Source organism: Nonomuraea sp. NPDC049649, assembly GCF_040675175.1.
In the GTDB taxonomy this organism is placed as follows: Bacteria; Actinomycetota; Actinomycetes; order Streptosporangiales; family Streptosporangiaceae; genus Nonomuraea.
Map to the genome: position 1 here is coordinate 63073 of NZ_JBFAOH010000009.1, position 21527 is coordinate 84599.

At 70.8% G+C, this 21527-nt stretch carries 23 protein-coding genes; 8 read left to right on the forward strand and 15 right to left on the reverse strand.

What is annotated here, in order from left to right; genetic code table 11:
* Positions 1 to 3: 3 nt before the first annotated feature.
* Positions 4 to 579 carry a TetR family transcriptional regulator gene (locus tag AB0J42_RS14600; protein ID WP_364293510.1) on the forward strand — a complete coding sequence of 192 codons (576 nt, stop codon included), beginning with the start codon at positions 4 to 6 and terminating at the stop codon, positions 577 to 579.
* On the opposite strand, the gene AB0J42_RS14605 is transcribed toward AB0J42_RS14600, so the two are convergent.
* Positions 576 to 1124, reverse strand: coding sequence for a DivIVA domain-containing protein (locus AB0J42_RS14605; protein WP_364293513.1), 549 nt, complete (start codon positions 1122 to 1124; stop codon positions 576 to 578). The two genes, AB0J42_RS14600 and AB0J42_RS14605, sit on opposite strands and share 4 nt — an antisense overlap.
* 84 nt (positions 1125 to 1208) lie before the next feature.
* On the opposite strand from AB0J42_RS14605, the gene AB0J42_RS14610 reads away from it, so the two are divergent.
* Positions 1209 to 1928, forward strand: coding sequence for an ATP-binding cassette domain-containing protein (locus tag AB0J42_RS14610; RefSeq protein ID WP_364293516.1), 720 nt, complete (start codon positions 1209 to 1211; stop codon positions 1926 to 1928).
* Positions 1925 to 2596 (forward strand): hypothetical protein, encoded by a 672-nt coding sequence (locus tag AB0J42_RS14615; RefSeq protein WP_364293519.1) that lies wholly within the window; start codon positions 1925 to 1927, stop codon positions 2594 to 2596. The genes AB0J42_RS14610 and AB0J42_RS14615 overlap by 4 nt, the downstream gene beginning before the upstream one ends.
* Position 2597: 1 nt before the next feature.
* Here AB0J42_RS14615 and rlmN read toward each other — a convergent pair whose 3' ends face one another.
* Complete coding sequence (gene rlmN, locus AB0J42_RS14620) at positions 2598 to 3698, reverse strand: 23S rRNA (adenine(2503)-C(2))-methyltransferase RlmN (protein WP_364293522.1); 1101 nt, start codon at positions 3696 to 3698, stop codon at positions 2598 to 2600.
* Between the two features lie 134 nt (positions 3699 to 3832).
* On the opposite strand from rlmN, the gene AB0J42_RS14625 reads away from it, so the two are divergent.
* Positions 3833 to 4846 carry a suppressor of fused domain protein gene (locus AB0J42_RS14625; RefSeq protein ID WP_364293525.1) on the forward strand — a complete coding sequence of 338 codons (1014 nt, stop codon included), beginning with the start codon at positions 3833 to 3835 and terminating at the stop codon, positions 4844 to 4846.
* 4 nt (positions 4847 to 4850) lie between these two features.
* Here the strand turns inward: AB0J42_RS14625 and AB0J42_RS14630 are convergent, their stop codons facing one another.
* From AB0J42_RS14630 to AB0J42_RS14655, 6 genes are all read right to left on the reverse strand, one after another.
* Entirely contained in the window at positions 4851 to 5690 is an 840-nt protein-coding gene (locus tag AB0J42_RS14630) for a phosphatidate cytidylyltransferase (protein WP_364293528.1), read from the reverse strand.
* Positions 5691 to 5759: 69 nt separating this feature from the next.
* Entirely contained in the window at positions 5760 to 6317 is a 558-nt protein-coding gene (frr, locus tag AB0J42_RS14635) for a ribosome recycling factor (RefSeq protein WP_364293531.1), read from the reverse strand.
* Positions 6318 to 6359: 42 nt separating this feature from the next.
* Positions 6360 to 7058: a UMP kinase gene (gene pyrH / locus AB0J42_RS14640; protein ID WP_364294042.1), complete on the reverse strand. Its 699-nt coding sequence runs from the start codon at positions 7056 to 7058 to the stop codon at positions 6360 to 6362.
* 125 nt (positions 7059 to 7183) lie between these two features.
* Positions 7184 to 8017 (reverse strand): translation elongation factor Ts, encoded by an 834-nt coding sequence (gene tsf / locus AB0J42_RS14645; RefSeq protein ID WP_364293534.1) that lies wholly within the window; start codon positions 8015 to 8017, stop codon positions 7184 to 7186.
* Between the two features lie 197 nt (positions 8018 to 8214).
* The gene (gene rpsB, locus AB0J42_RS14650; protein ID WP_364293537.1) at positions 8215 to 9111 is read right to left on the reverse strand and encodes a 30S ribosomal protein S2; all 897 of its coding nucleotides are present in this window, start codon (positions 9109 to 9111) and stop codon (positions 8215 to 8217) included.
* Between the two features lie 214 nt (positions 9112 to 9325).
* The gene (locus AB0J42_RS14655; protein WP_364293540.1) at positions 9326 to 9955 is read right to left on the reverse strand and encodes a winged helix-turn-helix domain-containing protein; all 630 of its coding nucleotides are present in this window, start codon (positions 9953 to 9955) and stop codon (positions 9326 to 9328) included.
* A 101-nt stretch (positions 9956 to 10056) separates the two neighbouring features.
* Here AB0J42_RS14655 and AB0J42_RS14660 point away from each other — a divergent pair, with 101 nt between their 5' ends.
* Positions 10057 to 11367: an MFS transporter gene (locus AB0J42_RS14660; RefSeq protein ID WP_364293543.1), complete on the forward strand. Its 1311-nt coding sequence runs from the start codon at positions 10057 to 10059 to the stop codon at positions 11365 to 11367.
* 419 nt (positions 11368 to 11786) lie between these two features.
* A complete protein-coding gene (locus tag AB0J42_RS14665; RefSeq protein ID WP_364294045.1) occupies positions 11787 to 12572 on the forward strand; it encodes a peptidoglycan DD-metalloendopeptidase family protein in 786 nt (261 codons plus the stop codon).
* An 81-nt stretch (positions 12573 to 12653) separates the two neighbouring features.
* Here AB0J42_RS14665 and AB0J42_RS14670 read toward each other — a convergent pair whose 3' ends face one another.
* Both AB0J42_RS14670 and AB0J42_RS14675 read right to left on the reverse strand, forming a co-directional pair.
* Entirely contained in the window at positions 12654 to 13685 is a 1032-nt protein-coding gene (locus AB0J42_RS14670; RefSeq protein WP_364294048.1) for a tyrosine recombinase XerC, read from the reverse strand.
* A 40-nt stretch (positions 13686 to 13725) separates the two neighbouring features.
* Positions 13726 to 14619 carry a CU044_5270 family protein gene (locus AB0J42_RS14675; RefSeq protein ID WP_364293546.1) on the reverse strand — a complete coding sequence of 298 codons (894 nt, stop codon included), beginning with the start codon at positions 14617 to 14619 and terminating at the stop codon, positions 13726 to 13728.
* A 269-nt stretch (positions 14620 to 14888) separates the two neighbouring features.
* On the opposite strand from AB0J42_RS14675, the gene AB0J42_RS14680 reads away from it, so the two are divergent.
* Together AB0J42_RS14680 and AB0J42_RS14685 are read left to right on the forward strand one after the other, a co-directional pair.
* Positions 14889 to 15392, forward strand: a complete 504-nt coding sequence (locus AB0J42_RS14680) for a SigE family RNA polymerase sigma factor (protein ID WP_364294051.1) — start codon at positions 14889 to 14891, stop codon at positions 15390 to 15392.
* The gene (locus AB0J42_RS14685) at positions 15379 to 16134 is read left to right on the forward strand and encodes a hypothetical protein (RefSeq protein WP_364293549.1); all 756 of its coding nucleotides are present in this window, start codon (positions 15379 to 15381) and stop codon (positions 16132 to 16134) included. The genes AB0J42_RS14680 and AB0J42_RS14685 overlap by 14 nt, the downstream gene beginning before the upstream one ends.
* 157 nt (positions 16135 to 16291) lie before the next feature.
* Here the strand turns inward: AB0J42_RS14685 and dprA are convergent, their stop codons facing one another.
* The 5 genes from dprA to AB0J42_RS14710 all read right to left on the reverse strand — a co-directional run bounded on the left by dprA (position 16292) and on the right by AB0J42_RS14710 (position 21489).
* Positions 16292 to 17986 (reverse strand): DNA-processing protein DprA, encoded by a 1695-nt coding sequence (gene dprA / locus AB0J42_RS14690; protein ID WP_364293552.1) that lies wholly within the window; start codon positions 17984 to 17986, stop codon positions 16292 to 16294.
* A gap of 32 nt (positions 17987 to 18018) precedes the next feature.
* Positions 18019 to 19824: a YifB family Mg chelatase-like AAA ATPase gene (locus AB0J42_RS14695; protein WP_364293555.1), complete on the reverse strand. Its 1806-nt coding sequence runs from the start codon at positions 19822 to 19824 to the stop codon at positions 18019 to 18021.
* Positions 19825 to 20178, reverse strand: coding sequence for a YraN family protein (locus tag AB0J42_RS14700; RefSeq protein ID WP_364293558.1), 354 nt, complete (start codon positions 20176 to 20178; stop codon positions 19825 to 19827). It abuts the gene before it with no gap.
* Positions 20179 to 20457: 279 nt separating this feature from the next.
* Positions 20458 to 20781, reverse strand: a complete 324-nt coding sequence (locus tag AB0J42_RS14705; RefSeq protein WP_219511909.1) for a DUF2469 domain-containing protein — start codon at positions 20779 to 20781, stop codon at positions 20458 to 20460.
* Between the two features lie 39 nt (positions 20782 to 20820).
* Complete coding sequence (locus tag AB0J42_RS14710; protein WP_364293561.1) at positions 20821 to 21489, reverse strand: ribonuclease HII; 669 nt, start codon at positions 21487 to 21489, stop codon at positions 20821 to 20823.
* Between the last annotated feature and the right edge of the window lie 38 nt (positions 21490 to 21527).

A 21527-nucleotide genomic window follows, 5' to 3' on the forward strand; every position in this document is an offset into this window, starting at 1 on the left:
CGCATGAACGGCGGGCTGCGTGAGCGCAAGAAGGCGAAGACCAGAGAGGCGATCCTGCGCGAGGCGTTCCGGCTCTTCCGCGAGCGCGGCTACCACGCCACCACCGTCGAGCAGATCGCCGAGGCCGCCGAGATCTCCCCCGCCACGTTCTTCCGCTACTTCCCGGCGAAGGAGGACCTGGTCAGGCTCGACCGCTTCCCCCCGCTCGTCGAGGCGCTGGCCGAGCAGCCCCCGGGGCGTCCGGTCACCGTGCTGCGCGGCGCGTTCCGTGCGGCGTTCGCCAGCCTGTCCGCCGAGGAGATCGCCGCCGGCCACGAGCGGGAGGTGTTCGCGGCCACCGTGCCCGAGCTGCTGGTGGCCAACCTGCGCCGCAGCCCCGACCTCATCCGCGAGGTCCGCGCCCTGGTGGCCGACCGGGCCGGGCTCGCCCCGGACGATCCGGGCGTACGCGACGCCATCGGCGCGGTCTTCGGGGTCGTGGCGATGGTGTGGCTGGAGTGGGCCCGCACCCCCGGCATGGACGGGCCCGCCGAGATCGACCGGGCGCTGGCGAACCTGGAGTCCTGCCTGCGCGGCTAGTTCCGCTGCTCCAGCACCTCGGCGATGCCCGCGAGGAACGCGTCGACATCGGCGATCAGATACCCCGGCCGGAGCATGACGGTGGCGAACGTGACCTCGCGCACCTCCTGCGGCGTCACCGGATACTGCGTCGTGCCGCGGAGGGTGGCCACGATCCGGTCGAGGAACCCGTCGACCTCGTCCTCGTGGTAGCCGGAGCCCAGGCGGGCCGACCGGAACGCCACCCGCTCCACGCGGGCCGCCTGGCTCTCGAACCACTGCTCGCGCAGCATCTCGCCGGTGGGTTCGGCCAGGGCCAGCCGGACCGGCCGCTTGGCCGTCGCCTCCAGCGCCACCACGAACGCCTCCAGCGCGAAGTCCACGGCCGTCTCCTGATAGCCGCCGCGCCGGGACGTGAACGTGGCCCCGCGCACCTCGTCGACGGTGACGGGCTCCAGGTCGAGCGGCCCTCTGCCCAGCGTGGCCTCGATGCGCTCGATCAGTGCGTCCACTTCGGCGGGTTCATAGCCTGAACGCAGACCCATGACGCGCGGAAAGCGGTTCAAGCTCACTCCTTCGGAATTCTGCCGGGCGGTCGGTGCGAACCTTTACCCCGGCCATGCGACACGACTTGTACGGTAAACACCACCATGATCCTGACCAAGGTGGCGTTCCGGTACCGAAGACGTGATAGATCCGTCATACGGGAGATCGACGCCCAGTTGTCCCCCGGTGACGTGGTCGAGCTCTCCGGGGTCAACGGCGCGGGCAAGTCCACGCTGCTGCGCCTGCTCGCCGGACTGCTCAGGCCGACGAGCGGCACCATCACCGGCCGGCCCGCGATCGTCGGGCTGGCCCCCGACCGGTTCCCGGCCGAGCAGCCGTTCACCGTGGCGGCCTATCTGGACCACCTGGCGCGGGTGTGCGGCGGGCGCTGGCGGCCGTGGGCGGAGCGGCTGAACATGGAGCACCTTCTGGGGGTGCGGCTGCCGGAGCTGTCCAAGGGCAGCGCCCACAAGGTCGGCCTGGCGCAGGCGCTGATGGCGGACCCCGGGCTGCTCCTCCTGGACGAGCCCTTCGCCGGCCTGGACACCGGCACCCGCGGCGAACTGCCCCCGATCGTCGCCGAACTGTCGGCGCGCGGCACCATCGTCGTGGTCAGCGACCATCAGGGCGGCCTCCGCGACCTCCCGTCCCTGCGCCACTGGACCTTGACGAACGGCCGCCTCACAGAAACCGGCGATGCCGCCGAAGCGGGCGAGGTCGCCGTGGAGGTGATCGTGCCGGTCGGCGAGGTGGGGGGCTTTCTGGAGAGGGTGCGCGCGGAGGGGTATCAGGCCCGGCTGATGAGCACGGAGGAGAGCCGGTGATCGCGCTGGCCGTGTTCCGGGTCGCGGCCTATGTCCGGTCGCACCGGGTGTATCAGGCGCTGCTGGGGATTCTGGCGGCGCTGGCCATCCTGTACGCGGCCCGGGCGCCCGCCGGGAAGGAGGCCGACGTCCTGGCGGGGTCGGCGGCGCTGATCGTCCCGTTTCTGGCGTGGGCGGCGCGGAGCCTGCTCGACACCGAACCGGACCGGCAGCGGGAGATGTCCGCGGTCCTGGTGGGCGGCCGGGGACGGGAGCTGGCGGCCGGGCTGCTGGCCGCGCTGACGGCCTGTGTCGCGTTCGCCGGGCTGGCCCTGCTCTGGGGAGTGCTGCTCGGGATGAGCGCCGCCCCGGACGGCCCGGTGCTGGCGGCGGGGGTCGCGCTGCACGGGCTGAGCACGCTGACCGGGCTCACGCTCGGGGCGCTCACCAGCCGCGCCCTGCTGCCGTCACCCGCCGTGTCGATCATGGCGCTGGTGGCGGGCTTCCTGGCGATGCTGATCATCAGCGTGTCGCCGCTCTACTGGCTCACGGTCCCCATCACCGCGTGGATGAGCGCGGCGAACGCCGGGCAGCTCGTGGCCAGGCTCCCCGAGCTGGGCGCGGTCTCGCTGGTCTGGATCGCGATCGGCCTCACCTGCTACGCCTGGCTGCGCCGTACCAGACCGTAGGTCACTCGGCGGCGGCGAGCTGGCCGCAGGCGCCGTCGATCTCGCGCCCGCGGGTGTCGCGGACCGTCACCGGGACGCCGTGGAACTCCAGCCGCCGGACGAACGCCTGCTCGTCCTCCGGCCGGGAGGCCGTCCACTTCGAGCCGGGGGTCGGGTTGAGCGGGATCAGGTTGACGTGCACGAGCTTGTTCTTGATCAGCTTGCCGAGCAGGTCGGCGCGCCATTCCTGGTCGTTGATGTCCTTGATGAGCGCGTACTCGATGGAGACCCGCCGCTTGGTCTTCGCCGCGTACGCCCAGGCGGCGTCGAGCACCTCGGCCACCTTCCAGCGGGTGTTGATCGGCACGAGCGTGTCGCGCAGCTCGTCGTCGGGGGCGTGCAGCGACAGCGCGAGCGTGACCGGCAGGCCCTCGTCGGCGAGCTTGCCGATCGCGGGCACCAGCCCGACAGTGGAGACGGTGACGCCGCGGGCGGAGATGCCCAGCCCGTGGGGCGCGGGCTCGACCAGGCGGCGCACCGCCTGGATCACCTGCTTGTAGTTGGCCAGCGGCTCGCCCATGCCCATGAAGACCACGTTGTTCACCCGGCCGGGGCCGCCCGGCACTTCACCCGCCGCCAGCGCGCGGGCGCCCGCGACGACCTGCTCGACGATCTCGGCGGTCGACATGTTACGGGTGAGCCCGGCCTGGCCGGTGGCGCAGAACGGGCAGTTCATGCCGCAGCCCGCCTGCGACGACACGCACATCGTCACCCGGTCGGGATAGCGCATCAGCACCGACTCGACCAGCGCCCCGTCGAACAGCCGCCAGAGCGTCTTGCGGGTGGTGCCGCGGTCGGTGGTCTGCTCGCGCACGCGCGTGAGCAGCGGCGGGAACAGGGCCGCCAGCTTGTCGCGGGAGGCGGCGGGCAGGTCCGTCATGGCCTGCACGTCGGTGGTGAGCCGCTCGAAGTAGTGGCGGGAGAGCTGGTCGGCGCGGAACGCCTTCTCCCCCAGCTCGGTGACGGCCGCGCGGCGGTCGGCCATGGACAGGTCCGCGAGGTGCCGGGCCGGCTTGGCCCTGCGCGGGGCGACGAAGGTGAGCTGGCCTGGCTGCTGGGACACGATCCTGCCTCTGCTTGTTCGCGGGGATTACGACCAGGGTAGTGAACACCGGCCGGGCGGGGCGAATTCCGCCGGGTGCTCCTGATCGCGGAAGGCTCGCCTGAGGGTGACTCCCGGATCTACAGTTTTCTCGTATGGCGATTTACCGGTCTGCGTCGGGCGAGGGGCATACCGAGGTCGTCCTCACTTCCGGCAGCCCGTACGGGAGCCGGACGCTTGTGGTCGAGCGCGACGAGGACGCCTCGGTCGCTTACCTGTGCTCTCCTGACGGCACCGTGCACGGCGCGTGCTGGCTGGCCAACCACCGGCCCGCCCCGGCCGTGGTCGAGCTGGCGCGGATCAACGCGGGGCTGCCGCCGCTGATGCCCCGGGCCAACACTCTTCACCCGGACGGGCGCAGGCCGCTGGGGGAGCTCACGCCGCTCTGGTTCGAGGAGGGCGACGGGGTGGCGCTGTACGAGGGGGACGACCTGCTGGCCGTCATCCCGGGCTGGGCGGACATGCACCGCGGCATGCCGGGGTACGCGCGCGACGCGGTGGGCGAGTCGCCGTTCGCGTGGGCGCTGTCGGAGGCGCTCGACGGGCTGCGGCCGCGGCTGGCCAACGCCGAGTCCTACTGGCGGTGGCGCTACTCGGAGGGGTCGTGGCCGTCGTTCCAGCAGTTCGTGATGGGCCATCTGGACCGGGTGCTCGGCCCTGCCGGGCGCTACTGGGACGCCGGCGGTGACCGGCTGCCGACGGTGGGCATCACCGAGCGCCCGCCGCACGGCGACCGGCCGGCCACGGTGCTGTCGACGGTCGGGATGAGCTGTCAGCGGATGCCGACCGTGGAGCAGTGGATCGACCAGCCCGGCGCGTACGCCAGGATCGAGCTGGCGGTGTCCACCCTCGGCGACCCGCGCGACGCGGCGCTGCTGCTGGTGTGGCTGGCGCAGTATCCGTGGCACTCGGTGACCTGGCTCGGCCACGGCCACACCGCCAAGTGGTACCACGAGCCGGACACGTTCCCGCTGGGCTCGCAGTACTCAGGGGTGCTCATGCAGGCCGACCCGCCCGACATGCCGGACATGTCGGGGTTCGCCTTCGGCGGGGAGGCCGTACGGTGGCTCTGGCTCACCCCGATCACCAGCGACGCCCTCACGGGCTGACCCCTCAGACGAAAAGCGCGAGCAGCAGCCAGACCGGCAGCAGCGTGGCCACCAGCGAGTCCAGCCGGTCCATCAGCCCGCCGTGACCGGGCAGGATCGTGCCCAGGTCCTTGATGCCGAGATCCCGCTTGATCATCGACTCGATCAGGTCGCCCGCCGTGGCCAGCACCGCGGCCAGCGCCCCGAGCAGCGCGCCCTGCCACCACGCGCCGCCGAGCAGCCACGTCACCAGCCACGCGCCCACGGCCGTGCAGGCCACCACCGAACCGGCGAAGCCCTCCCAGGTCTTCTTGGGGCTGATCACCGACATCGGGTGCCTGCCGAACAGCACCCCCGCCGCGTACCCGCCGGTGTCGCTCGCCACCGTGACCGCGATGAAGACCACGACCCGGTGGCTGCCGTCGGGCGGCGCCAGCAGCAGCGCCACGAACCCCGCCAGCAGCGCCGGGTAGAACAGCAGGAACACCGACGCCGAGGCGTCGCGGACGTAGCCGTCGGTGCCGCCCGTGAACATCCGCCACACCAGCAGCACGAACGCGAACACCACGAACGTGCCGAGCAGCCAGACCCCGCCGCCCCAGTAGGCCGCCGCCTGCATCGTGACGAGACCCGCCAGGACCGGCACCCCCGGCACGTGGATGCCCCGGGCCGCGAACGCCCGCACCAGCTCCATCACACCCACGCCGACGGCCGCGACGACGACCAGGAGGAAGAGCTCCTTGACGGTGTAGAGGGAGATCAGGACCAGGGCGCCCAGACCCAGGCCCACGGCGATCGCGGCGGGGAGGTTGCGGCCGGTGCGGCTACCGCCGCCGGGGTTGGTGCCGGCCGTACGTTCTTTCAAGACTTCTCCATAGGCCACGGCCCCCGCCGTCAGGCGAGGGCCGTAGATGCGCTACCTTCAGCGGGCCGCTCAGACTTCGAGCAGCTCGGCTTCCTTGATCTTCAGCAGCTCGTCGACCTTGGCGACGTGCTTCTGCGTGATGTCGTCGAGCTCCTTCTCGGCCCGCCTGACCTCGTCCTCGCCCGCGTCGCCGTCCTTCATCATCTTGTCGAGCGCCTCCTTGGCGGAGCGCCGGATGTTGCGGATGGAGACCTTGGCGTGCTCGCCCTTGCCCCTGGCGATCTTGATGTACTCGCGGCGGCGCTCCTCCGACAGCTCGGGGAAGGTCACCCGGATCACCTGGCCGTCGTCGGTCGGGTTGACGCCGAGGTCGGAGTCGCGGATGGCACGCTCGATCGCGCCCATCGAACTCTTGTCGTACGGCTGGATCAGCACCATGCGAGCCTCGGGCACGTGGAACGACGCCAGCTGCTGGATCGGCGTCGGCGTGCCGTAATACTCGGCGGTGATCTTGCTGAACATCGCGGGGGTGGCCCGGCCTGTCCGGATGGTCGCCAAGTCTTCCTTCGCGACGGAGACGGCCTTTTCCATTTTTTCCTCGGCTTCGAGGAGAGTTTCGTCGATCACAGCGGCTCCCTGTCTTCTAGCTGGCGGTGTCGGGCTCACACCTCATTTGCCTGCGGGACTCACCAGTGTGCCGATCTTCTCACCGCGGACCGCTCGCAGGATGTTGCCCTCGCCCATCAGGTCGAAGACCACGATCGGCAGATCGTTGTCCTTGCACAGACTGATCGCCGTGGCGTCCATGACCGCGAGGTCACGCAGCAGCACTTCTCCGTAGTCGAGATGGTCGAACCGCACCGCGTCGGGGTTCTTCCGCGGGTCGGAGTCGTAGATCCCGTCCACCTGGGTGCCCTTGAGCAGCGCCTCGGCGCCGATCTCGAGCGCCCGCTGGGATGCCGCGGTGTCGGTGGAGAAGTACGGAGAGCCGAGCCCGGCGCCGAAGATGACCACGCGCCCCTTCTCCAGGTGGCGGATGGCGCGCCGCGGCAGGAACGGCTCGGCGACCTGCTGCATGGTGATCGCGGTCTGGACCCGCGTCTCGACGCCGCGCCGCTCCAGGAAGTCCTGAAGTGCCAGGCAGTTTATGACCGTGCCGAGCATGCCCATGTAGTCGGCCCGGGCGCGGTCCATGCCCCGCTCGGAGAGGGCGGCACCGCGGAACATGTTGCCCCCGCCGACGACGATCGCCACCTGGACGCCCTCGCGCACCGCTTCGGTGATCGAGTCGGCCAGGTGATCGACGATCACCGGGTCGATGCCCAGTGGCTCGGCTCCGGCGAACGCCTCACCGGACAGCTTCAGCATCACCCGCTTCCAGCGCAGCTGGTTACGGGACGGAGCAGCCGCCGACGTGGCGGGCTCCTGATTGTCCTGCACGGCGGCGGCCTCCCTTTCTCGGCGGTTCGTCTGAATCGAAAGCTCGCTCCAGCCTATGCCTGACCAACCTTGAACCGGACGAAGGCCTGGATCTGAACGCCGTTCTCCTCGGCGTACTTGCCCACGGACTTCTTGTTGTCCTTGACGAAGGCCTGCTCCACCAGCGTGAAGTCCTTGTACCAGCCCTTGAGCCGGCCGTCGACGATCTTCTCGATGGCGGCCTCGGGCTTGCCCTCCTCGCGGGTCATCTCCTCGAAGAGCTTGCGCTCCTTCTCGATGACATCGACGGGCACGGCGTCGGCCTTGAGGTACTGCGGCGCCATCGCGGCGGCGTGCTGCGCGATGTCCTTGGCCACCTCGGGGTTCGCCTTGTCGAGCTGGACCAGCACGCCGACGGTCGGCGGCAGCGCCGGGTCGGTCTTGTGCATGTAGGCGCCGATGTAGCCGCCCTCCAGCACCGCGAAGCGGCGGATCTCGATCTTCTCGCCGAGCGCGGCGTTGGCCGAGTCGAGGTGCTCCTTGACCGTCTGGCCGTCGAAGGAGGACTCCAGCAGCGACGGCACGTCGGCCGGGCGGGTCTCCAGCACGTGCGCGACCACCTGGCCGGCGAGCTCCTGGAAGCGCTCGCCCTTGGCCACGAAGTCGGTCTCGCAGTTGAGCTCCAGCAGCGCCGCGGCGGAGTCGCCGTCCTGCTTGAGCGCGACCAGGCCGTTGGAGGCGGTGCGCGCCTCGCGCTTGCCGACGTCCTTGGCGCCCTTCAGCCGGAGCAGCTCGATGGCGCGGTCGAAGTCGCCCTCGGCCTCCTCCAGAGCCTTCTTGCAGTCCATCATGCCGGCGGCGGTGATCTCGCGAAGCCGCTTGACGTCGGCCATGTTCACGGAAGCCATTGCTTTTCCTTGTGGGATGTCTGTGGATGTCGTCGTTCGGGCGGGCGCCGCGCTCGGCGCCCGCCCCTGTCGTCACGGCAACGCGTGCCGCACAGAAGCCGGTACGTGTCCCGTGCCCGTCAGCGCGGGCCCGGAACGTCCCGCCTGCCCGCCCGGCGGCTTCCGGAGCCGGAAGCGGCCGGGACGGGGAAGGCCGGTCAGGCCTGCTGCTGGCCCTCGGGCTGGGCCGGGGCCTCCGCGGCCGGAGCCTCCTCAGCCGGGGCCTCCGCGGCCGGGGCCGCCTCGGCGGACTCCTGCGGCTGGGCCTGGGCCTGCTCGCCACCGCCCTGCTCGATGAGCTCGCGCTCCCACTCGGCCAGCGGCTCGGCGGCGGCGGGCTTCTCGTCACCGCGGGAGGCGCCCGAGCGGGTCATGAGCCCGGCGGCCACGGCGTCGGCGACGACGCGGGTCAGCAGGCCGACGGCGCGGATCGCGTCGTCGTTGCCCGGGATCGGGTAGTCGACCTCGTCGGGGTCGCAGTTGGTGTCGAGGATCGCGACCACCGGGATGCCGAGCTTCTTGGCCTCGCTGATCGCGATGTGCTCCTTCTTGGTGTCGACGACCCACACCGCGCTGGGCACGCGGCCCATGTCGCGGATGCCGCCGAGCGTGCGCTCCAGCTTGTCCTTCTCGCGCTTGCGCATGAGGAGCTCCTTCTTGGTGAGCCCCGACGCGGCGACGTTCTCGAAGTCGAGCTCCTCAAGCTCCTTGAGGCGCTGCAGCCGCTTGTGCACGGTGGAGAAGTTGGTGAGCATGCCGCCGAGCCAGCGCTGGTTGACGTAGGGCATGCCGACCCTGGAGGCCTGCTCCGCGATGGCCTCCTGAGCCTGCTTCTTCGTGCCGATGAACAGGATCGTGCCCCCGTGGGCCACGGTCTCCTTGACGAAGTCGAAGGCGCGGTCGATGTAGGACAGCGACTTCTGCAGGTCGATGATGTAGATGCCGTTGCGCTCGGTGAAGATGAAGCGCTTCATCTTCGGGTTCCAGCGGCGGGTCTGGTGGCCGAAGTGAACGCCGCTCTCGAGGAGCTGTCGCATGGTGACGACGGGGGCCATGAGCTGGACCTCCAGGTTGGGCGCCCTGCTGGGGCCGGGCGCGATTCTCGGTTGTCGCGGTGGCCGGTTGGCACCGCCCTGATGCCCCGAACCGCTCCAGCCGGGCGGAGCCCGGACCGATGGCGCGGCCCTTGACGAGGCATGCGAAGTCGGCCTGAGGTGTCAGGCCACCGAAAAGTCTACCTCGCATGCCGCCTCCGCCTGACCGGACAGATCAATGGGAGCCCTCCCGGTCACGCGCCACGTCGTGGTCCTCGGTGGGCAGGCCGGGGACCGGTCTCGGGGACCGTGCGAAGAGATTGACCTGCGCCTCGGCGATCCGCGCGCCCTCCGGCGCGTCCTCGGCGCTCCGCCTGCTCGCCACGTACGGTTCGAGCAGCTTCTCGATCTGCCTACCCAGGTGCGCCATCTCGGCGGCGTCGACTCTGAGCGTCACCCGGGCGAAGAGGGTGGCGTCGCGCCACTCCTGGGGTTCCCGCTCGGTGGCGGCCTGCGCCCGGTCGAGCTCGTCGTCGGCGTTCCGGCGCAGCGCCCGTACCAGGAGGTTCTTGGCCTCCCGTACGTCCGGCCGGTCCGCGGAGCTCATGGCGACGGCGAGGGGTGCGCCGGTCGACTGCCACAGGCGCTCGCGGCCGTCGCCGCGCGGCGGCGCGTCCTCGACGAAGCCGTACTTGGCCAGCATGCGCAGGTGGTAGCTGGCCGCGCTGGGCGTGATGCCGGCGCCCTCGGCCACCTCGGTCGCGGTGGCGCTGCCCTGGGTGCCGAGCTGGGTCAGGATCGCCAGTCTCGCGGGGTGCGCCAGGGCCCGCATCGCCTTCGGATCGCTGAGCCCTTCCGTCCTCATGCGCCCAAAGTACCCGCGATCAGATCTGAAGGGTTGCCTTCACATCTATGAAGGATTACTTTCACAGTTCCGAAGGGTTTCTTTCACATTCGGGGAGACGCATGACACCCCTGCGCCAACAGCGCGACTACCGCCTGCTCTGGTCGGCCCGCACGATCTCGATCACCGGCTCGGAGGTCTCCAAGCTGGCCGTGCCGCTCACCGCGATCACCCTGCTGGCCGCGTCCCCGTTACAGATGGGCCTGCTCACCGCCGCCGCCTCGCTGCCCGCCCTGCTGTTCGGCCTGCACTCGGGCGCGATCGCCGACCGCCTGCGCCGCCACCGTCCGGTGATGGTCGCCTGCGAGCTGGTCTCCGGCGCCGCCGCCCTCACCGTGCCCGCGGCCTGGCTCCTCGGGGTGCTCACGATCCCGTGGCTGCTCGCCGTCGCCCTCGTGATCGGCACCGCCGCGGTGCTCTTCAGGGCCGTCAGCTTCCCGTACGTGGCCGCGCTCGTCCCTCCTGACCAGAGGACCGCCGCCATGGCCGGGTTCAACGCCTCCTACTCGGTCGCCTCGGTGGCCGGGCCCGGGCTGGCGGGCATGCTGGTCCAGCTCATCACCGCGCCGCTGGCCGTGCTCGTCGAAGGCGTCTCGTTCCTGCTGTCCGCGCTGCTCCTGCGCGGTATCCGCACCCGCGAGGACCGCCGGCCCGCCCCCTCACGCGGCCTCCGGCGCGACGTGGCCGAGGGCCTGCGGGCGAGCGTCTCCCAGCCCGTGCTCCGTGCCCTGCTCGGCGCCGGGGTCACGATCAACTTCTTCGCGATGGCGTACGTGGCCGTCTCGATGCTCTACATGCTCCGCACGCTCGGCATCCCGTCGGGCCTCATCGGCCTGCTCATCGCGTTCAGCGGCGCGGGCGGCGTCCTGGGCGCCTGGGCCACCACCCGCCTGGCCAAGCGCTACGGCGAGAACCTGGTGCTGCTGGGCTCGGTGCTGTTCTTCCCCATCGAGATCCTGGCGGTGGGCCTGGTCTCCGGGCCGCTCTGGTGGAAGGTCACCGTCCTCGCCTTCACCGGGACGGCCACGGGCGCCATCGTGGTGGCCTTCGCCTCGTGCATGAGCGGCATCATCATGCGCGACACGGCCGAAGAGCTGCGCGGCCGGGTGAACGCCACCATGACCTTCGCCGTCCAGGGCGTGATGTCACTCGGCGCACTCGCGGGCGGCGCGCTCGCGGAGATCCTGGGCCTGCGCCCGGTGATCCTGCTGTGCGCCGCCGGCATCGCCACCGCCATCCTCTGGATCTGGCTCTCCCCCCTCCGCCCCAGCACTCCCCCTCTCCGCCTCCGCCTGCGCCGCACCCCCTCCGTCCCCCTCGACACCTCATCCGTGTACGAGCACACCGTCCTCAAACGCCAGCCCCTCGTCTAACCCCACCGGCTGGCTCGCCCCGCAGCACCGCGCCCTCCCCGCCTCTCTCGCAAGGGATGTCTGCCTAGGCTTCGCCCGTAGAACGCACCGCGCCCTCCGCCCACACAACCGCCCCCCGGCACCCTCGCCCACAAGGCCGCCGGCACCCGCTCACTTCCCCCACAGAACCGGAAGCGTCCTCGTACCTCGTCCACAGAACCCTGAGCGCCCACGCACCTCGTCCACAGAACCACGTTCGCCGCGACGCCCTCGGCCCGCTGCACCGCACACTCGCGGGCATGCCTTCCCGCACCGCTCTGGCCACGCTCCTGCTCGCCCTCACGCTGCCCCTGCTCACGGTGCCTCCCGGCGCGGCGAGCGCCGCCCAGCACGTGCGCTTCCCCGCCCGGACCCCTGTCGCCGCGCCCTCTACCGGTGGCATGCCCGCCCGTACTCTCTGGCGCTGGCCCCTGGACGGCACCCCCGAGGTCCTTCGCCGTTTCTCCCCACCGCCCGCACCCTGGCTGGCGGGCCACAGAGGCGTCGACCTCGCCGCGTCACCAGGCGAGCCGGTCCTCGCCGCCGGCCCGGGCTCGATCGGTTTCGCGGGTCCCGTGGGGGGCCGCGGCGTCGTCACCGTCAACCACCCCGGCGGCCTGCGCACCACCTACCTGCCGGTCACCCCAGCAGTCCACGTCGGTGACCCCGTAACGGCCGGAGACCCCCTCGGCACCCTCAGCGGCCCCACCCCGCCGCACTGCCCGGAGTCCTGCCTCCACTGGGGGCTCCGGACAGGCACGACCTACCTCGACCCTCTCCTCCTGCTGGCCGGTGCCCGCATCCGCCTCCTGCCCTTCTGGCCATCAGGACCACTCACCACCCAGCCAGGCATTCCGCCATCAGACCCACCCGTACCTGCGGAGAACTCCCGGACAGCCCGGACCGCACCCACCGCGACTCCCGCCCAACTCCCGACGACAGCTCGCCCCCCGCTTACCGACGCCTCACCAGCACAACCGGGCGCGGCCCCCAGCGAAACCCAGCTCCCGCCCATCCGCCGTCACTCCGCCACCACCCCGCTACCGCACCCCCTCGGCCTGGCGGCCCTACTCAGCGCCCTCTTCCTGCTCGGACTCCTGCTCCGCATCCTCCGTAAGAGAACGCACGGCAAGCACTCCCCCCGCCCTCCCACCAGAGGCCAACACCGAAAACAGCGCCGACGCTGAAAACAGGGGAACGCCTACCCGTCAGGTAGGCACAGCGCAGACCCCACCCTCAGACACAAAGGTCGGCCCAGTCGAAGGCACTCAAGCACGAGGATGAGCCTGCTCGAAAGCGCGGCGAAGGCGTTCTATCGAGACGTGCGTATAAACCTGGGTGCTACTCAGGGATGCGTGACCGAGCAGCTCCTGAACACTGCGCAGGTCAGCGCCACCTTCGAGCAGATGAGTGGCCGCGCTGTGCCGGACCCCGTGCGGCCCCATGTCAGGCGTGCCCTCCACCTGCCGCAGCCGCGCATGCACGACCCGCCTGACCGTACCGGCGTCGATCCTCCCTCCCCGCACCCCCAGAAACAGCGCGGGACCACTCTTCTCACGCATGAACAGGGGCCTGCCATGCACACACCACCGATCGAGCGCCCCCAGCGCCGGCGCCCCGAACGGAACCGCCCGCTCCTTACGCCCCTTGCCCAGCACCCGCACGACCCGCCGATCCCGATCCACGTCGTCGACGTCGAGCCCGCACAGCTCACTGACCCGGATCCCCGTCGCGTACAGCAACTCCAGCATGGCCTGATCGCGCAGATCCTTGGGCTCCCCAGCGGACGACGCGTCAAGCACCTGCCGGGCCTGCTCCTGATCGAGTACGGCGGGCAATGCGCGAGGCGCCTTGGCCGTGCCCAGCAGCAGACCCGGATCGTCGGGCAGCCACCCCCGCCGATGACAGAAGGCCGTGAACGTCCGCAAGCACGCCGTCCGCCGTGCCAGCGTCGCCCGAGCCTTCCCCGCGTCGTGCTGCGCCGCGAGCCACTCCCGCAGCGCCGCCACGTCCGCGCCCTCCAGCGTGCCGCCGAGGTGCCGCAGCAGCGAGGCCACGTCGCCCAGGTACGCCCTGACCGTATGAGGCGAAAGGTCACGCTCGAACCGCAGATACGCCTCGAACTCCCCCAACACCTCATCGACATCCACAGCCGCCCCCATGCCCTCATCCTCCACCACCCCACAACGCCCCCGAAAGAGGCACTGCCGGGCAAGCCAGGACAGCCCCAGAACGACACCCGAGGGGCACCCCTCCACGACGACAGCCCGCCAGACGAGCCAGGACACCACCGAAACCACGATCAAGGCCCACCACCCCGAAAAGGGATCGCCGGGCGAGCTAGGGCAGGGCCGGGACGGCGGGAGGGGAGTCGGTCCAGCCGACCTCGACCAGCGTCTCGTTCAGGGTCTTACCCTCGACCGTCTTCCCGTCGAGCGTGACCCTCTGGTCCCATGACAGCAGCAGCATCGTTCCGGTGTCGACGATCAGCCTGACACTGGCCGCACTCCTCCTCTTCTTGTCCTCGTTCTGACGGATCAGGACGGCGACCCCTGACCTGCCCAGCGGATCCTTCGCCTGACCCGCGACCTGGACGTCCGGCATGGTCAGCAGCGCCTGGTAAGCGGCGGCACGCACCTCCTTCGGCGCGGGAATGCGGTGCAGGAGCTCCATCAGGCTGTGCACGACCCAGTTGTCGAGGGTTCCGCTCTGTACCCGGAAGACCTGGCCCGCCCTCCTGAGCCAGTCCTTCAGGTTGCCCGGGTCGGCGGGCAGGCGCTGGACCTCGTCGTACGTCAGGGACTGCCCCGCGAGCTGGAACGAGGTCTGGCTCCGTACGGGGGTCACGTGGCCCCTGGTGGGTTTGGTGGACAGCTTCACGATCTTGCCGTCGATCGACTTGCTCCACTTGGAGGGGGAGCCATCACGCCGCCACGCCTTCTTGTCCGCCGCGCTTTCCGGCAGTGTCCCGAGCTCCCGGTACCCCGCCCACTTCCGGCCGTCGGGCGCGCTCCAGCTTTCCGAGATCGTCCGCTCGACGAGCGAGTAGGGGTCCCGCTTCGAGCCGAACCGCCAGGGGTGGGTGCTCGTCATGATCGCCCTGGAGTGCCAGTAGGCGCCCTCGGGCGGAGCCGCCGCGGCCGGCTCAGGCATACCCGCGAGAGCGGTGGCGGCCACGGCCAGGCCGACGCCTAAAGAGATCAGCGGCCGAATCGCCGCGGTCGCGAGCTTCATAGGACTCCTCCGTGAACGCGAAGTGACGTTCTTCAATACGCCTGGGCCCCCCGATTGGTTGCCCGTCATGCGCGTGTCGATGATGGCGAGGCTCATCAGGCGGCTTCTCCTTCCGGTACGGCTGCCGGGCCTTCCGCCTTGAGCCGGGCGACACGGCGGAGCCGCGCTTCACGCCAGGCCCGGACACGCTTTCTCCGCCCGGCGGGCAACGCTCGGGGCCGCCGGGGCGTATTAGGAGGCGTGACAACGGAAAGTCTGCCGTGAGCGGCATGGAACACGACTTCGGCTCCTTCGTGGCCGCGCGCGCCACGAGCCTGCTGCGGGTCGCCTATCTCGCCTGTGGTGACGAGACAGAGGCCGAGGACCTGTTACAGACAGCGCTGGAGCGTACGTACCGGAACTGGGACCGGGTGCGCCACGACAGCCTCGAACCCTACGTGCGCCGCGTCATCATCAACGCCGCCATCAGCCGCGCCCGCCGCCGGGCGATCCTCAGCATCATCCCGACGCACAGCCCGCCGGAGAGGTCGGCCGGCGGGCGCGACGTCGACCTCCGCCACGTGCTCATGGAGGCACTGCGCGCCCTGCCGCCCCGGCAGCGCGCGGTGGTCGTCCTGCGCTACTGGGAGGACCTCAGCGAGACGCAGACCGCCGAGGTGCTCGGCTGCTCGGTCGGCACCGTCAAGAGTCAGGCGTCGAAGGCCATGACCAAGCTCCGCTCGGCGCTCGGCCGGGAATCAGCGGAAGGAGTGATCAGGAATGCCCACCTTTGAGGACAAGATCCGCCGGATCATGGCGGACGAGACCGCGAGGCTCTACGCCGCGCCCGACCTGGCGGACCGGGTCATCCGCTCCTCCCGCGACAGGCGCAAGAAGGCCCGGGTCGCCGCGCTGGCCACCTCCGCCGCCGTCATCGCCGCCGCACCCGTCGGCTACCTGACCCTAGGCTCGACGCTTGCCACCGTGCAGCAGCCCACGGCCTCCGCCACACCGGACGCCACCACCGCCGCCACCCTGGAGCCACCCCCCATCGACGACATCCCGCCACCCCCCTCCCAGACACCGGACCTCGGAGACCTGGGCGACGGAAAAGAGTTCAAGCACGTCAAAGTCGGATATCTACCCCCACGGCTGCAGTGGTCGAACTGGTCCCTGGACTTCGGCGACAGATACACGACCTCGTACAACTTCGACGGCGACGAGCACGGCTTCTACTGCGTCCAGATCTACATGTACGAGGACGCGGCGGTCCACGAGCTCGACGACCGCATCCAGGTCTACCGCGACGAGGGCGACGGCGAGGAGGTGACCATCGGCGACCGGACCGGCTACCTGATCATCCAGCACGTAGGCGAGGACGGCATGGCCGGAACCCCCACACTCTTCCTCCGCATGGGCGAAAGGCAGCGCGCCGAAATCATGTTCAGCCCCACCTATGCCAAGGAGTTCTCCGGCGCCAAAGCCGTCACCGCCGAACTCAAAAAAATCGCCGCCGGTCTCACCTCAACCCTCTAGCGGGTGAGTGACGTTCCGGGACAAAGTGCTGGCTTGTGAGTTCCTGATCGATGGATGGACCAGATGGCGCGGAGACGGTTGATGAGTGGGACGACAGAGAGGGCCGCCTCGCGCCGCAGTGGTGGCGACGCGAGGACGGAAGCTCATCCGACTCGGCTCAGTCAGGAGATGGGCGAGCTGCGGGGATCAAGGTGTCGAGGGCGGCAGGTGAGGCGTCAGAAGAGAAGGCGGGTGACTCCTCCGACGTCGAGACAGGGTCCGGAGGCTTCTCTGCTAGGGCAGGCGCATGATGTACGGACTCGACGGGCGGGTCTGACGGCCCGGTGGAGTCCGGTTGTTTCATGGGGTCCGGCAGCGCGGAGGAGTCCAGCTGACCGGTGGAATCCTGCAGCCCGACGGAGTCCTGCAGCCCGATGAGGTCCCGCTGACCGACTAGGTCCCCCTGACCGGCGGCGTCCCCCTGACCGGTGGCGTCCCGCTGACCTATGAGGTCCGGCTGACCGGTGAAGTTCTGCAGCCCCGCAGGGTCTGGCTGACCGGCGAAGTCCCGTTGACTGGTGGAGTCCGGCTGCCCGGTGTCCGGTGGCTCGGTGGGGTCCGGTGGCTCGGTGGGGTCCCGCGGCTCGGTGGGGTCCGGTGGCTCGGTGGGGTCCCGCGGCTCGGTGGGGTCCGGTGGCTTGGTGGGTGGGGGAAGGGCGGTAGCGGGGGCTTGAGGGTAGACGGGTGAGGCTGGGCGGCGGGCTCGCCAGCCGTTGGGGGTGCGGTCGAGGTAGCCCGCTGCTGCCAGGGAGCCGAGGGCACTGAGGGCGGTGTTGAGGTCTACGCCGGCGGCGACGGCGATGGTGGCGGGGCCCGCGCTGACCCGGGTGGGGACGGCGTCCAGCACGCGTCTGGTCGGCTCCGGCAGGGAGTCTCTGGGCAGGGCGGGGGCCCGTGGGACCGGGGCGAGGTCGTCGCCCATGACGCCGACGAGTTCGATCATCTCCTCCGGGGTGGTGACGCAGACGGCCTTGTTCTCGCGGATGAGGCGGTGGCAGCCGTCGGAGAGGCTGGAGGTGATGGGGCCGGGGACGGCGCCGAGATGTCTGTCGAGGGCGAGGGCGTGGCCGGCCGTGTTGAGGGCGCCACTGCGTACGGCCGCCTCCACGACCACGGTGCCTCTGGACAGGGCGGCGATCAGCCGGTTCCTGATGAGGAAGCGGGCCCGGGTCGGCCGGACGCCCGGCGGGCATTCGCTGACGAGGACGCCCTGGTCGCGGGCGCCGGCGAACAGGGAGCGGTGCTCGGCCGGGTAGCAGTAGTCGACGCCGCAGGCCAGGACCACCACCGTGGTGCCTCCGGCGGCCAGTGATCCCCGGTGGGCGGCGCCGTCGATGCCGAACGCGCCGCCGGACACCACCGTCCATCCCGCCTCGCTCAGCCCGACACCGAACTGGGCGGCGACGTGGACGCCGTAGGAGGTGGCCGCTCGTGCGCCGACCACCGCGACCGAGCGGAGGCAGGAGAAGCGCAGGTCGGCTGTGCCGTGGAGCCAGAGGCCGAGCGGGCGGCCGGCACCGAGCGCGTCGAGTTGGGTGGGCCATTCGGGGTCGCCGGGGATGATCAGGCGGGCGCCGGTGCGCTCGCCCGCTTCGAGGTCGGCCGCAGGGTCGGAGCCGTCCAGGCGGGCGTGCCAGGTCTGGAGGCGGCGCGTCAGCTCGTCGGTGGCGAACCCGGGCGGTGCGGCCCTCTCGCGGATGGCCTGGACCGCTTGCGTGGGGCCGATCTGGGCGACCAGGTCGCCCATGACGGTGTCGCCGGCGTCGGCGGCGCGCATGAGGGCGGCTCTCGCCTCATGCTCGGGGGTACTCATCGTGGTCCCTCCGGGATGGTCATGATGGGTGGTCACGGGTCGAGGCCTAGCCAGAGGGCCAGTGCGGCTGAGGTCTCGTTCTCGTCGGGGCGGGCTTTGCCTGCCAAGTCGGCGAGGGTCCAGGCCACTCGGACTACCCGGTCGAGGCCGCGGGCGCTCAGTGAGCCGGAGTCGAGGCAGCTCGTCATGGGCTTCATGGCGGCGTCGGACGGGCGGAAGCGGGAGTGCAGGGCCGCTGAGGGGATCTCGGCGTTCGTCCGCCATGGGGTGCCGGCGAGGCGTTCGGCCGCCCGGAGGCGGGCCTCGCGGACGCGGGCGGCCACGGTCTCGCTGGTCTCGACGAACTGCCGGTCGGCCATCAGCTCGCGCCTGGACGAGCGCGCCACGGTGACCTTCATGTCGATACGGTCCAGCAGCGGGCCGGACAGCCTGCCCAGGTAGCGGCGGCGGACCTTGGGCGAGCACTGGCACCCGCCGCCCTTGTCGCGCGGCTGGGCGCAGGGGCAGGGGTTGGCGGCCAGGACCAGGATGAAACGGGCAGGGAAAGTGACGGATCCCGCCGATCTCGACACGGTGACCTGACCGGACTCCAGCGGCTGGCGTAGCGAGTCGAGCACGTGGGAGGGGAACTCGGGCGCCTCGTCCATGAAGAGGATGCCCCGGTGAGCCAGGGAGACCGCGCCGGGACGGACCACGGAGCTGCCGCCGCCCACGATCGCCGCCGCCGTGGCGGTGTGGTGGGGGCTGATGAACGGCGGCCGGAACACCATCGGGCTGTCCGGCGGGAGCGCGCCGGCGACGGAGTGGATGGCCGTCACCTCCAGGGCATGGTCGAGCTCCAGGTCGGGGAGGAGGGTGGGCAGGCGTTCGGCCAGGAGGGTCTTGCCGGTGCCGGGCGGGCCGAGCATCCAGAGGTTGTGGTTGCCCGCGGCGCAGATCTCCAGGGCTCGCCTGGCCATCGGCTGGCCGACCACGTCGGACAGGTCCACGTCGGGTCGCACGCCGGTCGCCATGTGGAGGGCAGGGGACGGCTGGGGATGCCCGGTCTGCCCGAATGCGGCACGTGCCTCGGCGTCGAGCCCGGCATGCCCGTCCACAGGACTCGTACGTCCGGGCTCCCCCGACCTCGCACGCCCGTCGGCACGACCCGTATGCCCGGACTCCCCCGGCCCCGCACGCCCGTCGGCACGACCCGTATGCCCGGACTCCCCCGGCCCCGCACGCCCGTCGGCACGACCCGTACGTCCCGATTCCCCGAAGCCCTCGCCTGGGTAGCCCGACGGGGAGGGGCCTGGATCCGGGGACGGGCACGGTGGGAACTCGCCCGCGCGTAGCCATTCCACGAGCCGTCGCAGGTCGGGTGCCGGAACCACCCGCACGCCGGGGACCAGGGCCGCCTCCGCGGCGTTGGCCGCCGGGACCACGACCGTGACGTCGTCGCCCTGCTTGGCCGCGCTCAGCACGGACGGGAGCACGCCGCGCACCGGGCGCAGACGGCCGTCGAGGCCGAGCTCGCCCAGGAAGAACGGCGCGGCGACGCCTGCCACCGGCACCACGCCTGCGGCGCCCAGGATGGCCATCGCGATGGCCAGGTCGAACTGGCTGCCGCGTTTCGGGACGCTGGCGGGGAAGAGGCTGACGGTGATGCGGGCGTCGGGCCACGGGAAGTGGCTGTTGACCAGGGCCGAGCGGACTCGCTCTCTGGCCTCGCTCAGCGCCGCGTCGGGCAGCCCGATGAGATGGATGCCCGCCAGCCCGTTGCCGACGTCGGCCTCCACCTCCACGCAGCTGCCGGTGACGCCGACGAGGGCGACGCTGCGGGTGCGCGCGACGGCCATCTACGACGCCCCCCGCACGTGACGCAGGGAGTAGTCACCGGCGAACCGTTCCAGGGCGATCACGTCGATCCTGACGGCGGCGTACGAGCGGGACTCCGCGGCCAGCCACTTGGCGGCCAGGGCGCGCAGGCGGGCCAGCTTGGCGGGGCGCACGGATTCCAGGGCCGTGCCGTGTGACGTGCTCGATCGGGTTTTCACCTCGACCACCACGAGGGTGGAGCCGTCCTCGGCGAGGATGTCGATCTCGCCGTGGCGGCAGCGCCAGTTGCGCTCGATGATGGTCATGCCCTCGGCACGCAGGTAGTCGGCGGCGAGTTGTTCGCCGTGCCTGCCGAGTTCGTTCTTCGCGGCCATGTGTGCCACCTCCGGGCACCGACCTTGGCGCACGGAGGGTGGCGGGCCTCGGCCCGAACGGGGTTCTGGGGATAGCGAAGGGGACGGAGGGCGCCCTGTGGACAGCGGAAAGCGGGCGCTCGGCGGGCAGCAAAAGGCGGACGCCCTGCGGGCAGCAGAAGGCGGGCAGCACAAGGCGCCCTGTAGACAGCGAAAGCCGGGCGCTCTCCCTACAGCACAAGGCATCCTGCAGACAGCAGAAAGGGGCGCGAAGCACTCGCGCCCCCTTCCATCAGCCTGTCACCCCGAGAAGCCCTCCTTGGGCATCTCCAGGTCGGCCTTGGCCAGCTCTTCGACGTTGACGTCCTTGAACGTGACCACACGGACGTTCTTCACGAACCGCGCGGGCCGGTACATGTCCCACACCCACGCGTCCTGCATCTTCACGTCGAAGAACACGTCCCCGTTCTCCGCCGTGCGGACCTCCAGGTCGACCGAGTTCGTCAGGTAGAAGCGCCGCTCCGTTTCCACAACGTAGGTGAACAAGCCGACGACATCGCGGTATTCGCGGTAAAGCTGCAGCTCCATCTCGGTCTCGTACTTCTCGAGATCCTCTGCGCTCATCGCGGTCCTCCTGTCGTACCGGTCCCCCGGTGTGCCTGATCAGGCAACCCCGGCCCCCAATTCATTCTCGCCCATCCCCCTGGCCACCGTGACGAAGGAGTATCGGTGGTGCGGGCACGGGCCGTATGTTTCGAGTGCGAGACGATGCTGTCGTGTGACATACCCCTTGTGATCGGCGAAGCCGTACTGCGGGAACTCCTCGTCGAGGGAGGCCATCAGCCGGTCCCTCGTCACCTTCGCCACGATCGACGCCGCCGCCACGCAGGCGGCCACCTGATCTCCCTTCCAGACCGCCAGGGACGGCGCCGGCAGGCCCGGCACCGGGAAGCCGTCGGTGAGGATGTATCCCGGGTGACAGGTCAACCGCGCGACGGCCCGCCGCATTCCCGCCACGTTGCACTTGTGGAGCCCGCGGGCGTCGATGGTCTCCGGCGGGATGACCACGATGCCGACGTGCGCGGTGGCGAGGATCCGGTCGTGCAGCCGCTCCCGCACGGCGGGGGTGAGCAGCTTGGAGTCACCCAGCCCCTCGACCGGCCTGCGCAGGACGACGGCGGCGACGACCAGCGGGCCGGCACAGGCGCCACGGCCTGCCTCATCGACTCCGGCGATGGGGGTCAGCCCGCGGCGGGCCAGCGCCCGCTCGTACGCGTAGAGCCCGGAGTCTCGCCGGACCACGCTCGGCCGAGGGCGGAACGCTACTGTCATGACACAGGAAGCGTACGCCCCATCCGGCGCAAACCGCG